This is a genomic window from Ottowia thiooxydans DSM 14619 (assembly GCF_000422885.1).
Lineage (GTDB): Bacteria > Pseudomonadota > Gammaproteobacteria > Burkholderiales > Burkholderiaceae_C > Ottowia > Ottowia thiooxydans.
In genome coordinates, this window is sequence record NZ_AUGX01000015.1 from 75,455 (window position 1) to 88,859 (window position 13,405).

Here is a 13,405-nt window from a genome sequence, read left to right on the forward strand (position 1 = left end):
ACCGACGAAACCCGTCCTGACCGGTTCCCTTTGGACTTGCAAGCCTTGAGCGCCCTTACCCGCGCTCTTGCTCCCGCAACCTGAATCGCTGTATTTTCCCCGTGGCGGTTTTTGGCAGGTCGGTCACGAACTCGATAAAACGTGGGTACTTGTAAGGTGCAAGCCTATCCTTCACGAACGCTTTGAGCTCATCTTCTGTCGCCTTTTGGCCTGATTTGAGCACCACGAACGCCTTGGTCTTGGTGAGCCCTTCAGCATCTTCCTTGCCAATGACGGCTGCTTCCAACACAGCGGGGTGCTGCACCAAGGTGGCTTCGACCTCAAACGGGCTCACGTAAATCCCGCTCACCTTCAGCATGTCGTCGCTGCGGCCGCCGTACGTATAGCTGCCATCTTCATTGCGTACGTATTTGTCGCCGCTTTTGGTCCAGCCGCCCTGGAAGGTATCGCGGGTTTTTTGGCGATTGCCCCAGTACATCATGGCGGCGGATGGGCCTTGAATGAAAAGGTCTCCCGGCTCGCCATCTGGGACGGGTTTGCCATCGTCGCCGCGCAGTTCTACCTCGTAGCCGGGGACGGGCCAACCGGTGGTGCCGTAGCGAACCCTGTCAGGCCGGTTGGAGAGAAAGATGTGCAGCATCTCGGTTGAGCCTATGCCATCCACAATGTCCACGCCAAAGTGGGCCTTGAAGCGCTCCCCTAGTTCGGCCGGCAAGGCTTCACCAGCTGACGAAACGAGTCGCATCGCGACCTGTTCGCGCGCCGGCAACTGGGGGTGCGCGAGCATGCCTGCGAACCCGGTGGGCGCGCCAAAGAACACGGTGGGTTTGACGTCTCCCACCAAGCCCACCCAGCGCTTAAAGGTGGCCTCGGGAGTAGGTCGTTCACCCATCAAAAGAGTGGTGGCACCTACGCTCATCGGGAAGGTGAGGCCGTTGCCCAGGCCATAGGCGAAAAATAACTTGGCGGCGGAAAAGCAGATGTCGCTTTCATTCAAGCCCAGCACGTCTTTCGCATAGAGCTCGCAAGTCCAGTAAGGATTTCCATGGGAGTGCACGGTTCCCTTGGGGCGTCCGGTGGAACCACTCGAATAAAGCCAAAAGCCAGGGTCATCCGGTGTGGTGGGTGCTGGCTTGTCCAAAGGCGCATGCGCCGCCAGAAAAGCTTCGAATTCGATCTCCGAAGGGTGAAGTGGCGCCTGAGGGTGCGAGACCACCACCTTTTGAACCTCATGATCGCTCTTGGTCAACGCGGCGTTCAGTGTGGGCAGCAACGCTCCGGATACCAATACAGCCTGGGCGCGCGAGTGCTCCAGCATGTAGGCGTAGTCGTCTGCCGTGAGCAGCGTGTTCACGGCCACGGGCACCAAACCAGCAAAGGCGCTGCCGAGGAACGCCACAGGCCAGTCGTTGCCATCGTGCATCAAGACCAGCACACGTTCTTCCCGGCGCAGAAACAAGCTGCGCAAGGCGGCGGCCATGCGGCGCACGCGTTCATCAAGTACTCCGTAGGCGAGCGAGCCGCTGTCGTCGATGAACGCCGGCTTTTCCGGGTGGGTTGTGTTTTGTGCGAGCAGGTGCTCCGCGAAATTGAAACGCTCTGGCAGTGCGGCAGGAGTGCTCATGGGTTTTGTCTCCAATTAAGGGCTGGCGTAATGGCTGGCTTTTTCTAAACGAATCGTACGACGGGGGCGAGTGTCCTTCGTGGACTGCTGTCGGAACAAGTCCGCGCCTGTGGCGTCAAAAAATCAAAGCCTTTCGGAATTGATATTTCAGCGCCCCCGTGGTGAAATGCATTATTGTGCCAACCCTAACATGCAGTAAAGTGCATGTCAAGCCGATCAAAACAGAGAATGAGCATGGAGATTGAAGAAGCGTCCCCCCTGGCCGCCACTGCGTCCCCTGCGCCGGATGCCGTGCGCCACCCTTTCCTCGTCGCCCTGGGCGAGCGGGTGCGAACACTCCGCCTTCGTCGCGGCATGACGCGTAAAGCCGTCGCCAAGTCGGCTGAAGTGTCGGAGCGGCACCTGGCGAACCTGGAATACGGCACCGGCAACGTATCTATATTGGTGCTTTTGCAAGTGGCGAACGCGCTGCAATGCGAGCTTGCCGAGTTGCTGGGCGATGTGACCACGTCATCGCCAGAATGGTTGATGATCCGTGAGTTGCTGGAGCGCCGCGGAGAAAGTGATTTGCGCCGTGCGCGTCAGTCACTCAGCGAGATGTTTCATCACGCCGGGTCAGACCGGGCCAAGGGTGCTCGCATTGCGCTGATTGGCCTGCGCGGCGCGGGCAAAACATCGCTAGGCCAGCGCCTGGCCGCTGATCTGGGCTATGCCTTTATCGAACTCAGCCGGGAAATTGAGCAATTCGCTGGTTGCAGCATCAACGAAATCCACAATCTCTACGGCACCAATGCCTACCGTCGCTATGAGCGTCGAGCGCTGGAAGAAGCCATTCAAATCTACCCCGAAGTAGTGATCGCCACACCTGGTGGTCTGGTGGCGGATGCCGCTAATTTCAACTTGCTGCTACAGCACTGCACCACAGTGTGGCTGCAGGCTGACGCTACAGATCACATGTCGCGAGTGGCGGCGCAGGGTGATATGCGTCCCATGGCGGCCAGTCCTGAGGCTATGGAGGATTTGAAGCGCATCCTGGCGGGCAGATCTGCCTTTTATGCCAAGGCGGATCTGCGTTTTGACACCAGCCACCACCCGGACGAGGATTCCGCGTTCCACGCGTTGCGAGACCTGGTGCGCGCCAACGTAGTCACCTGAACCTGCCTCGAATAGATTGTTGCAATAAAATGCATTGACGGCAATCTGAACATGCACTATTATTCATGTACTGGCTTTCCGGCGCATCTTGATTCATCTCACAAGCCAGCCACAGCGCCGTCACTAGAAAAATCTAGCCCAAAGGATTCCCATGTCGCAAGAGCTGACCGTCGATTACCGGACTGAACCAAGCCAATACCACCACCTCAAGCTCTCCTTCGAGGGCAGCACGGCGCATTTGGCGATCGATATTGATGAAAACGCTGGCCTGCGTCCTGGCTACAAGCTAAAGCTCAATAGCTATGACTTGGGGGTAGATATTGAATTGCACGATGCCGTGCAGCGCATCCGCTTTGAGCACCCAGAAGTCAAGTCCGTCATCGTGACCAGCGCCAAGGACAAAGTGTTCTGCTCTGGCGCCAACATCTTCATGCTGGGCGTTTCCAGCCATGCATGGAAGGTGAACTTCTGCAAATTCACCAACGAAACGCGCAACGGCCTGGAAGACAGCAGCAAGCACAGCGGCCTGAAATTCATCGCGGCGGTCAACGGCGCATGCGCCGGCGGTGGCTATGAGCTGGCTCTCGCTTGCGATGAAATCATCCTGGTGGATGACCGCAACTCTTCCGTCAGCCTGCCCGAAGTGCCTTTGCTGGGCGTGCTGCCTGGCACCGGCGGCTTGACCCGCGTCACGGATAAACGCCATGTCCGCCATGATCTGGCAGACATCTTCTGCACCAGCGTAGAGGGTGTGCGCGGTCAGCGCGCTGTCGATTGGCGCCTGGTTGATGCCATTGCCAAGCCGCAGGTGTTCAAGGAAACCGTGGCCAAGCGTGCGGCTGAGTTGTCTGCCAGCAGCCACCGCGGCAGCGGCAAAGGCGTGGCTCTGACGCCCCTTGAGCGCCAAGTGGACGGCGACAAAGTTAGCTACTCGCATGTAGAGGTGACGATTGACCGTGTCAAACGCCAAGCCGTCTTCACCATCAAGGCGCCCGCAGCGGTACAACCGAAAGACATCGCAGGCATCGAAGCCGCAGGCGTGGCTTGGTGGCCGCTGGCCATGGCGCGTGAACTGGATGACGCCATCCTGCACATGCGTACCAATGAATTGGACATTGGCACCTGGGTACTCAAGACCACCGGTGAAGCCGCTGCTGTGCTGGCCGTTGGCGCGGCGCTGGAAGCCAACAGCAGCCATTGGTTCGTCAACGAAACCATTGGCATGCTGCGTCGTACCTTCGCACGCCTTGATGTCACATCGCGCTCACTGTTTGCGCTGGTGGAGCCAGGCTCGTGCTTCGCCGGCATCCTGGCGGAGCTGGCTTTCTGCGCAGACCGCACTTATATGCTTGACGACGAACAAGCTGCCAGCATCACGCTTGATTCGTTCAACTTCGGTTTGCTGCCCATGGTCAATGGTCAGTCGCGCCTGGCGCGCCGCTTCTATGAAGAGCAAAGTGCCATGGACGCAGTCCGCGACGCCGCAGGTAAAGCTCTGGGGCCTAAAGATGCCTTGGCGCTGGGCCTGGTTACCGCCACGCCAGACGATATTGACTATGCAGATGAGATCCGCATTGCTTTTGAAGAGCGTGCCGCCATGAGCCCGGACGCGCTCACCGGTCTGGAAGCCAACCTGCGCTTCGCTCAGCGCGAGAACATGCTCACCCGCATCTTCGGTCGCTTGACCGCCTGGCAGAACTGGATTTTCCAGCGCCCCAACGCCGTGGGCGAAAAGGGTGCACTCAAGGTGTACGGCAAGGGCGACAAGGCTCAGTTCGATCTGAACCGCGTCTAAATCTCCACGCCTCGCACATCCAACGCGTTACTTTTCCTAGAGGAGTCCCACCATGAGCAGCATCGATTACAGCGAAAAGATCCCCAATAACGTCAATCTGTCGGAAGACCGCACGCTGCAACGCGCGCTGGAACACTGGCAGCCCAACTACCTGCAATGGTGGAACGATATGGGGCCGGACGGTTCGCAAAACTTCGACGTATACCTGCGTACCGCAATCAGCGTAGACCCGCAGGGATGGGCGCAGTTTGGTCACGTCAAGATGCCTGATTACCGTTGGGGCATCTTTCTGAACCCTGGCGAGCAAGACCGCAAGATTCACTTCGGCGATCACAAGGGCGAAGCCGTCTGGCAAGATGTGCCTGGCGAATACCGTGCCAATCTGCGCCGCATCATCGTCACGCAGGGTGACACTGAGCCCGCTTCTGTCGAGCAGCAACGCCACCTGGGCCTGACCTGCCCTAGTCAGTACGACCTTCGCAACCTGTTCCAGGTGAACGTGGAAGAGGGCCGCCACCTGTGGGCCATGGTGTACCTGCTGCACCGCTACTTCGGCCGTGATGGCCGCGAGGAAGCCGAGGCACTGCTGGAGCGTAACAGCGGCAACGCGGACAACCCACGTATCCTGCAGGCATTCAATGAGAAGACGCCTGATTGGCTCAGCTTCTTCATGTTCACGTACTTCACCGATCGTGACGGCAAGTTCCAGCTCTGCGCACTCGCCGAAAGCAGCTTCGATCCGCTGGCCCGCACGACCAAGTTCATGCTGACCGAAGAAGCCCACCACATGTTCGTGGGTGAGTCCGGAATCTCTCGTGTGATCCAGCGCACGGTCAACGCCATGAACGAGCTCAAGACCGATGACGTGACCAAGCTGCGCGCAGCGGGCGTGATCGATCTGCCCACGATCCAACGCTACATCAACTTCCATTACAGCGTCACCATTGATCTGTTCGGTGCAGACGAGTCTAGCAACGCCGCCACTTTCTACAGCACGGGCTTGAAAGGCCGCTACGAAGAAGGCAAGCGCGTGGATGATCACCTGCTCAAAGGCCAGACCTACAAGGTGCTGAACGTCGTGGGTGACAAGTTGGTCGAAAAAGAAGTCCCCATGCTCAATGCGCTCAACGAAGTGCTGCGTGACGACTACATCACTGATTCCAGGGCCGGTGTCGAGCGTTGGAACCGCGTGATCGAGAAGGCGGGCATCTCCGTCAAGCTCACGGTTCCGCACAAGGCCTTCCACCGCAACATTGGCGCTCTCTCTGGTGCCAAGATCGCTCCAGACGGCCGTGTCGTGAGCGAGCAAGAGTGGAGCAAACGCGTCAACGAATGGTTGCCGAGCGACGAAGACCGCGCCTACGTGGGCTCGCTCATGGGCCGGGTTGTGGAGCCCGGTAAGTTCGCCAACTGGATTGCCCCGCCAGTCATGGGCGTGAACCGCCAGCCAGTGGATTTCGAGTACGTGCGTTTCAACTAAGAGCGTGTTTGTTATTCTTGTGCAGCCTTGCACTTCTCCTTCTCTCGCCAGCGGGTAGAGGTGAGGGGCTCCTTCCCCCGCTGGGGAAGGGCAGGGGAGGGGGCATGCGGCTTTTCCATGGGTAGCGCTGCATGCCTCACCGGTTGGCCGGCCCTTGCCCTACCCAGAGTGGGAGGGGATTGAAAGTTAGCGCCCCACGAAAAAACCGCCATCATGGAAACCTCTACCGATTCCTCCGTCCTCAAACAGCATCTGATCGATCCCGAGATCTGTATCCGATGCAACACCTGCGAGGCTATCTGCCCCGTCGGCGCCATCACGCACGATTCAATGAATTACGTGGTGAAGGCAGATATCTGCAACGGGTGCATGGATTGCATCTCGCCTTGCCCCACTGGAAGCATCGACAACTGGCGACTGATGCCACGCATCAAGCCCTACACCATTGAAGAGCAACTGGGCTGGGACTCCCTTCCCGTGGAGCTCACGGCGGAGCAATTGGCAGAGCAAGGTGTTGGCAGTGGAGATGACGCCGCTGCGGATCTTCTGGTGCAAGAGCAAGCCGCCACCCCGGCTTCGGATCCCACTGGAGAGGCACCGTTCAACTCCTCCGCCTATGGCGCGACCACGCCTCCCTGGTCGGCTGCGCATGCGTACGCGAATCTCTATGGGCCCAAGTCGGCTGAGAAATTCGTGACCGCCACCGTGGTGGGGAACGTGCGAGTCACAGAAGTAGGAAAAGAGTACGACACGCACCACATCGTGCTGGACTTCGGCAACATGCCATTTCCTGTACTCGAAGGCCAGAGCATTGGCGTCATACCGCCTGGGTTGGACGCGCGCGGCAAACCCAATCATCCACGCCAATACAGCATTGCCAGCCCCCGCAATGGTGAACGGCCAGGCTACAACAACATCAGCCTGACCATCAAACGTGTGCTGGAAGACTATCAGGGCAACCCAGTGCGCGGAGTCGCCAGCAACTACATGTGCGATCTGAACGTCGGTGATCAGGTGCAGGTGACCGGGCCTTTCGGCACGAGCTTCCTGATGCCTAACCATCCGAAATCGAACATCGTGATGATTTGCACCGGCACGGGGTCAGCCCCCATGCGTGCCATGACCGAATGGCGTCGGCGCTTGCGCGCGTCAGGAAAATTCGAAGGTGGCAAGCTGATGCTGTTCTTCGGTGCACGCACCAAGGAAGAGTTGCCTTACTTCGGGCCGCTGCAAAGCCTGCCCAAGGATTTCATCGACACCAGTTTCGCTTTCAGCCGCACGCCAAATCAGCCAAAAAAGTACGTGCAAGATTTGATGCGCGAACGCTCCGCTGATCTGGTCGCGCTACTGAAAGATCCAAACACCTTCATCTATGTCTGCGGCTTGAAGAGCATGGAGGAAGGCGTGGTGCTGGCGCTCAGCGACGTGGCGCAAAACGCCGGTCTGAACTGGGAAGAGGTCGGCGGCAAGCTCAAGAAAGAAGGCCGCTTGCATCTCGAGACGTATTGACCAAGGGCTCCCCCTGAGTCGCTTACGCGCCATCCCCCTGAGGGGGACGCAGCCAGCGGCCTGGCAAAGCCAGCTCCGCGGCCTTCTGATTCTGAATTGCTCCCCTCGCACGAAACGCGCGCGGCGAGGTGTCTCACCCCCTCTCCCGCTTGCGGGAGAGGGTTGGGGCGGCCGGCTGCGGCGTGAGGGTCAGCAGCCGTTGAACTGTCACTGCAGTCCCTGCAAACCAAGCCCTCAGAACCTCAATACGACTTCGGAAGCCCCAGAATATGCTCAGCCACATAGCTGAAAATCATGTTCGTAGAAATAGGCGCCACTTGATAAAGCCGGGTTTCACGAAACTTTCGTTCCACATCGTATTCACAGGCGAAGCCAAAGCCCCCATGTGTTTGCAGGCACACATTCGCCGCCTCCCAACTCGCTTTCGCCGCCAGGTGCTTGGCCATATTGGCAGCTGCGCCCGCGTTCTGGTGCCCATCGATCTTCTCGCAAGCCTTCCAGCGCATGAGGTTGGCGGCTTCGAGCTCTATGAGTGATTCGGCAATGGGAAACTGAATGCCCTGGTTCTGGCCGATCTGGCGCCCGAACACCACGCGTTCCTTGGCGTAGCGCGTCGCCCTGTCGATGAACCAATACCCATCACCAATGCATTCAGCGGCGATCAAGGTGCGCTCCGCATTGAGTCCGTCAAGCAAGGTCTTGAAGCCTTTCCCCTCCGGCCCCAGCAAGTTTTCTTCAGGGATCTCAAGATTGTCGAAAAACAGCTCGTTGGTCTCGTGGTTGACCATGTTGAGGATGGGGCGTACGGTGAGTCCCTGGCTCATAGCCTCCTTCAAATCGATCAGAAAGCAGCTCAAGCCCTCTGAGCGTTTTTGTACTTCAGCCAGAGGCGTTGTGCGGGCCAGCAAGATCATCATGTCGCTGTGCTGGATGCGGGAAATCCACACTTTCTGACCGTTGATCACCCAGCGGCCATCCTTCCTGATGGCCGTGGTCTTGAGCTTGGTGGTGTCGCTGCCGGTCGTGGGCTCCGTGACCCCCATGGATTGGATACGCAAGTCACCACTGGCGATGCGAGGCAAGAGATCGCGCTTTTGCTTTTCGGAGCCGCTGCGGACGATGGCGTTCATCACATACATCTGGCCGTGGCATGCGCCAGAGTTTCCGCCGGAGCGGTTGATCTCTTCCATGATGACCGACGCCTCGGCCATCGAAAGGCCGGAGCCACCGTACTCCTCTGGAATCAAGGCGGCCATCCATCCCGCTCGCGTGAGCGCATCAACGAACTCCTCCGGATAGCCTCGTTGCTCGTCTACTTTGCGGAAATACTCATCGGGGAATTGCCCGCATAGGTGGCGGATAGCGTCGCGAATTTCCTGGTACTGGTCGGTTTCATTGAGCATGGTGGCGTGTTTCCGCAGATTGATTCCGCCGATCGGAAGGCGGGCAACAGCCCATAGCTTAGGTTAAGCCGAGCGTTGAGTCATGCGATAGCGGGGCGAGCCTGTGCAGCTGATTCAGGTGAAGCGCGGAACACATCTATGCCTTCCCGCGCTGCGGCCTTTAACAACTCCGGCGTGGCGCGGATATGCGCCTCCAGTTCCAGGGCCGCGCGGAATTCATTTCCGGCCATGGCGGCTTCAAAGATGCCGCGGTGTTCCTCGTGCACGTTGCGCTTGCCCTGGCCCAGGTCGATCGCGTAGCGTCGATAGCGTTCGCTATGGCGATTCAGTATGCGCAGCAGCCGCACGGTCCAGGCGGAACCGCAGTTGGCCACCAGCAATTCGTGGAATTGGGTGTTCAAGGCCTCCCAGCGCTGAACAAGCTCCGGAAGAATCGGTTGCTCAATGGCTGACATCCGGGCGTAGACCTGCTGCAGTTCCTGGCGCCACGCTTCATCGGCGTGCCGTATGGATTGCCTGAGCGCCTCGATCTCAATGCGCACCCGGAGATCCGTCAGGTCGTCCAGATCCTGAACCGTGATGGGTGCGACCCGAAAGCCCCGCTGGCCTTCCGCCTCAACCAAGGCATCGCTCACCAAGCGATTAAGTGCTTCACGCAAGGTGCCCGCGCTCACATCGTAGCGGGCCCGCAAATGCTCCACCCGCAGTTTCTCTCCCGGTGCAATGCGGCCGTCCACGATGTCGTCACGCAACTGCGTATAGGCGCGCTCGATCAGCGTGCGCGGCGTGGTCGTGTCATCGCTCGGAAAAGAGCCTTCTGCAGGCGGTGTGGGAAGGGCGGATCGTTTGACCATGGGTTCGCGGCGCTGGCGGGCGCCTGAGCGGTGTCCTGAAAGAGTTGGCGCGGTAGCCGGAGCATAGCAGTCATGCGCGTAGCTCGTTTTCAGGAAAGGACTGATTTCACTTAAATATCGATAAATATTTCGATAATTTGGAATGTGCTGCTGGTAAATCTAAGGCATCCAATAAATTATCGATATTTTTGTGGACACGGCACGAATGCGCTTCTAGAATCGGCTCCATCCAAGCAACGGCGCGCCAGAGTGCCTGAAATCAGGGGTGATATGAAAGAGTTTCTTAACTTCATCAACGGCGAGTACGTCCGTAACGCCAGCGGCAAGACCTTCGAGAACCGCAATCCGGTGGACAACAGCCTCATCGGCAACGTCTTCGAAGCAGGTCATGCAGAAGTGGATGCCGCCGTAATCGCTGCCCGTGCGGCACTCAAGGGCGATTGGGGCCGGCTCGCCATTGGCGAGCGGGTCAAGTTGTTGGACGCCGTGGCCAATGAGATCAACCGGCGGTTCGACGATTTCCTGCAGGCAGAGATCGCTGACACCGGCAAGCCATACGATCTGGCTTCGCACGTGGACATTCCACGCGGTGCGGCCAACTTTCAGGTTTTCGCCGACACCATCAAAAGCATGTCGACGGAATCATTCAACATGCGCACGCCAGATGGCAAGACGGCGCTCAGCTACGGCGTGCGCGTACCGCGTGGTGTGATCGCCGTGGTCTGCCCCTGGAACCTGCCCCTTCTCCTCATGACCTGGAAAGTGGGCCCGGCCTTGGCGTGCGGGAACACGGTGGTGGTGAAACCCTCTGAAGACACCCCCGCCACCGCCACGTTGCTGGGCGAGGTAATGAATGCCGTAGGCATGCCCAAAGGGGTGTACAACGTGGTGCAAGGTTTTGGCCCCGGCTCGGCCGGTGAGTTTCTAACCAAGCATCCCGGTGTGAATGGCATCACATTCACTGGTGAAACACGTACCGGCACTGCCATCATGCAAGCCGCAGCGGTAGGGGTTCGTCCGGTGTCGATGGAGCTGGGCGGCAAGAATGCCGCTGTTGTGTTCGCTGATTGTGATTTCCAGACCGCTGTAGATACCGTGACCCGGTCCTGCTTTGAGAATGCGGGCCAGGTGTGCCTGGGCACGGAACGCGTCTACGTGGAGCGCCCCATCTTCGATAAGTTCGTGGCTGCGCTGAAAGTTAAAGCAGAAGGTATGAAGCCCGGTCTGCCGTTTGAGAAAGACACGAAGATCGGTCCGGTCATCAGCAAGGAACACCAGAAAAAGGTACTGTCCTACTATCAAAAAGCTAAGGATCAAGGGGCCACGGTGGTCACCGGTGGCGGTGTGCCGGACATGCCGGAATCGCTCAAAGATGGGTGCTGGGTGCAGCCCACCATCTGGACCGGCCTGCCGGAAACCGCAGCCGTCATCACGGACGAAATCTTCGGTCCCTGCTGCCATATCTCGCCGTTCGACACTGAAGAAGAGGTGGTGGCCAAGGTCAATAACAACCCCTACGGCCTGGCGACTTCCATTTATTCCCAGGATATTGGTCGTGCCAACCGCATGGCGCAATCCATTGAAGTGGGGCTGTGCTGGATCAACAGCTGGTTCTTGCGCGATCTGCGCACCTCATTCGGCGGTTCCAAGCAGTCAGGCATCGGGCGCGAGGGCGGTGTGCATTCGTTCGAGTTCTACACAGATCTTCGCAACGTGATGGTCAAGTTTTAGGGCGTAGCGCTTAGGTCATCGGTGAGCCTATGGGCCGCGCGGCCCGCGGATGACCGCCCCGCTCGAGTGCCGAAAGTCATTAGAAAAGCTGAGGTGACATGAAAAACGAACATATCAACCAACTGGGCGATGAGCTCTACGAAGCGCTCAAGGCCTGCCGCACACTAGAGCCGTTGACCAATCGCCACCCTGACATCAGCATCGACGACGCCTACGCCATCCAGCAGCGGATGATGAAACGCCGCCTCGATGCTGGCGAGAAAGTGGTGGGCAAGAAGATCGGCGTGACCTCGAAAGCGGTCATGAACATGCTGGGCGTGTATCAACCTGATTTCGGCTGGCTGACCGACGGCATGGTCTACAACGAAGGCGAGGCCATTGAGGCCAGTACGCTGATCCAGCCCAAGGCCGAAGGTGAAATTGCCTTTGTGCTCAAGCGAACGCTGAAGGGCCCAGGGGTGACTGCAGCGGATGTGCTGGCCGCCACTGAAGGCGTGATGGCTTGCTTTGAAATTGTGGATTCGCGCATTCAGGACTGGAAGATCAAGATCCAGGACACCGTGGCGGACAACGCCAGTTGTGGGGTGTTCGTACTCGGCGACCGGCTGGTGGATGTGCGTGATGTGGATCTCGCCACCTGCGGCATGGTGCTGGAGAAAAATGGCGAGATCGTTGCCACAGGTGCTGGCGCCGCTGCCTTGGGGCACCCGGCCAACGCGGTCGCCTGGTTGGCCAATACGCTTGGTGCGCATGGAATTGCGTTGGAGGCGGGTGAGGTGGTGTTGTCCGGATCGTTGGCGATCATGGTTCCGGTGAAGGCTGGCGACAACCTGCGCGTGAGCATCGGCGGCATCGGTTCCTGCTCCGTGCGATTCACCTGAGAAGGTGTGAACCAATCCCTCACGTCATCGAGATTTCGAGGAAAAATTCATGAGCAAGAAAGTCAAATGTGCCTTGATCGGCCCTGGCAACATCGGTACGGATTTGCTGGCCAAGCTCCAGCGCAGCCCGGTGCTGGAAGCAGTGTGGATGGTGGGCATTGATCCTGCCTCTGACGGGCTGAAGCGTGCCCGTGAAATGGGCATCAAGACCACCGCTGATGGCGTGGACGGGTTGATTCCTCACATCAGGCAAGACGGCGTTCAAATTGTCTTTGATGCTACCAGCGCTTACGTTCATGCCGAGAACTCGCGCAAGGTCAATGCGGAGGGCGCCATGATGATCGACCTGACGCCCGCCGCTATCGGTCCTTATTGCGTGCCACCCGTCAATCTCAAGCAGCACGTAGGCAAGGCGGAGATGAACGTCAACATGGTCACCTGCGGTGGCCAGGCCACTATCCCCATGGTGGCGGCCGTGAGTCGAGTGCAGGCTGTGGCTTATGGCGAAATCGTGGCCACGGTATCCAGCCGTTCGGTCGGCCCTGGTACGCGAAAAAACATCGATGAGTTCACGCGCACCACGGCTGGGGCGGTGGAGAAAGTGGGTGGCGCGCAAAAAGGCAAGGCCATCATCATCATCAATCCAGCAGAACCGCCGCTGATCATGCGAGACACCGTGCATTGCCTGACCGTTGATGAGCCTGACCAGGCCGCGATCACCAAAAGTGTCCACGACATGATTGGCGAAGTGCAGAAATATGTTCCGGGCTACCGGCTGGTCAATGGCCCCGTGTTCGATGGCAATCGGGTTTCCATTTACCTGGAAGTCGAGGGCCTGGGGGACTACCTGCCCAAGTACGCAGGCAACCTGGACATCATGACAGCCGCTGCTGCGCGAACAGCTGAAATGTTCGCCGAAGAGATCCTTGCCGGCACTCTCAAGCTCCAACCCGTCGCCGCCTGAAGGAGAAGC

At 58.7% G+C, this 13,405-nt stretch carries 10 protein-coding genes; 7 read left to right on the top strand and 3 right to left on the bottom strand.

The features are described from left to right. Positions 1 to 55 precede the first annotated feature (55 nt). On the bottom strand, positions 56 to 1,624 hold the full coding sequence (locus G518_RS0114665) for a benzoate-CoA ligase family protein (protein ID WP_028603195.1): 1,569 nt from the start codon (positions 1,622 to 1,624) through the stop codon (positions 56 to 58). A 234-nt stretch (positions 1,625 to 1,858) separates the two neighbouring features. Here G518_RS0114665 and G518_RS0114670 point away from each other — a divergent pair, with 234 nt between their 5' ends. The 4 genes from G518_RS0114670 (at position 1,859) to boxA (ending at position 7,563) form a co-directional block, all read left to right on the top strand. Continuing rightward, the gene (locus tag G518_RS0114670) at positions 1,859 to 2,779 is read left to right on the top strand and encodes a helix-turn-helix transcriptional regulator (RefSeq protein WP_028603196.1); all 921 of its coding nucleotides are present in this window, start codon (positions 1,859 to 1,861) and stop codon (positions 2,777 to 2,779) included. Between the two features lie 151 nt (positions 2,780 to 2,930). Next, the gene (gene boxC, locus G518_RS0114675; RefSeq protein ID WP_028603197.1) at positions 2,931 to 4,574 is read left to right on the top strand and encodes a 2,3-epoxybenzoyl-CoA dihydrolase; all 1,644 of its coding nucleotides are present in this window, start codon (positions 2,931 to 2,933) and stop codon (positions 4,572 to 4,574) included. Positions 4,575 to 4,626: 52 nt separating this feature from the next. Continuing rightward, a complete protein-coding gene (gene boxB / locus G518_RS0114680) occupies positions 4,627 to 6,054 on the top strand; it encodes a benzoyl-CoA 2,3-epoxidase subunit BoxB (protein WP_028603198.1) in 1,428 nt (475 codons plus the stop codon). A gap of 213 nt (positions 6,055 to 6,267) precedes the next feature. After that, entirely contained in the window at positions 6,268 to 7,563 is a 1,296-nt protein-coding gene (gene boxA, locus G518_RS0114690) for a benzoyl-CoA 2,3-epoxidase subunit BoxA (RefSeq protein WP_028603200.1), read from the top strand. A gap of 242 nt (positions 7,564 to 7,805) precedes the next feature. Here boxA and G518_RS0114695 read toward each other — a convergent pair whose 3' ends face one another. Both G518_RS0114695 and G518_RS0114700 read right to left on the bottom strand, forming a co-directional pair. Continuing rightward, complete coding sequence (locus tag G518_RS0114695; protein ID WP_028603201.1) at positions 7,806 to 8,966, bottom strand: acyl-CoA dehydrogenase family protein; 1,161 nt, start codon at positions 8,964 to 8,966, stop codon at positions 7,806 to 7,808. A gap of 80 nt (positions 8,967 to 9,046) precedes the next feature. Further along, positions 9,047 to 9,820: a GntR family transcriptional regulator gene (locus G518_RS0114700; RefSeq protein WP_028603202.1), complete on the bottom strand. Its 774-nt coding sequence runs from the start codon at positions 9,818 to 9,820 to the stop codon at positions 9,047 to 9,049. Between the two features lie 270 nt (positions 9,821 to 10,090). Here G518_RS0114700 and G518_RS0114705 point away from each other — a divergent pair, with 270 nt between their 5' ends. The 3 genes from G518_RS0114705 (at position 10,091) to G518_RS0114715 (ending at position 13,396) form a co-directional block, all read left to right on the top strand. Then, complete coding sequence (locus tag G518_RS0114705) at positions 10,091 to 11,551, top strand: 2-hydroxymuconic semialdehyde dehydrogenase (RefSeq protein ID WP_028603203.1); 1,461 nt, start codon at positions 10,091 to 10,093, stop codon at positions 11,549 to 11,551. Positions 11,552 to 11,649: 98 nt separating this feature from the next. After that, on the top strand, positions 11,650 to 12,432 hold the full coding sequence (gene dmpE / locus G518_RS0114710) for a 2-oxopent-4-enoate hydratase (protein WP_028603204.1): 783 nt from the start codon (positions 11,650 to 11,652) through the stop codon (positions 12,430 to 12,432). 49 nt (positions 12,433 to 12,481) lie between these two features. Further along, entirely contained in the window at positions 12,482 to 13,396 is a 915-nt protein-coding gene (locus G518_RS0114715; RefSeq protein WP_028603205.1) for an acetaldehyde dehydrogenase (acetylating), read from the top strand. The last annotated feature ends 9 nt before the right edge of the window (positions 13,397 to 13,405 follow it).

Excerpts from the sequence above, each read along its gene's own strand:
- G518_RS0114715 (WP_028603205.1), top strand. The coding sequence starts at position 12,482 with ATGAGCAAGAAAGTCAAATGTGCCTTGATCGGCCCTGGCAACATCGGT.
- G518_RS0114700 (WP_028603202.1), bottom strand. The coding sequence starts at position 9,820 with ATGGTCAAACGATCCGCCCTTCCCACACCGCCTGCAGAAGGCTCTTTT.
- G518_RS0114705 (WP_028603203.1), top strand. The coding sequence starts at position 10,091 with ATGAAAGAGTTTCTTAACTTCATCAACGGCGAGTACGTCCGTAACGCC.
- boxB (WP_028603198.1), top strand. The coding sequence starts at position 4,627 with ATGAGCAGCATCGATTACAGCGAAAAGATCCCCAATAACGTCAATCTG.
- G518_RS0114670 (WP_028603196.1), top strand. The coding sequence starts at position 1,859 with ATGGAGATTGAAGAAGCGTCCCCCCTGGCCGCCACTGCGTCCCCTGCG.
- boxC (WP_028603197.1), top strand. The coding sequence starts at position 2,931 with ATGTCGCAAGAGCTGACCGTCGATTACCGGACTGAACCAAGCCAATAC.
- boxA (WP_028603200.1), top strand. The coding sequence starts at position 6,268 with ATGGAAACCTCTACCGATTCCTCCGTCCTCAAACAGCATCTGATCGAT.
- dmpE (WP_028603204.1), top strand. The coding sequence starts at position 11,650 with ATGAAAAACGAACATATCAACCAACTGGGCGATGAGCTCTACGAAGCG.
- G518_RS0114665 (WP_028603195.1), bottom strand. The coding sequence starts at position 1,624 with ATGAGCACTCCTGCCGCACTGCCAGAGCGTTTCAATTTCGCGGAGCAC.
- G518_RS0114695 (WP_028603201.1), bottom strand. The coding sequence starts at position 8,966 with ATGCTCAATGAAACCGACCAGTACCAGGAAATTCGCGACGCTATCCGC.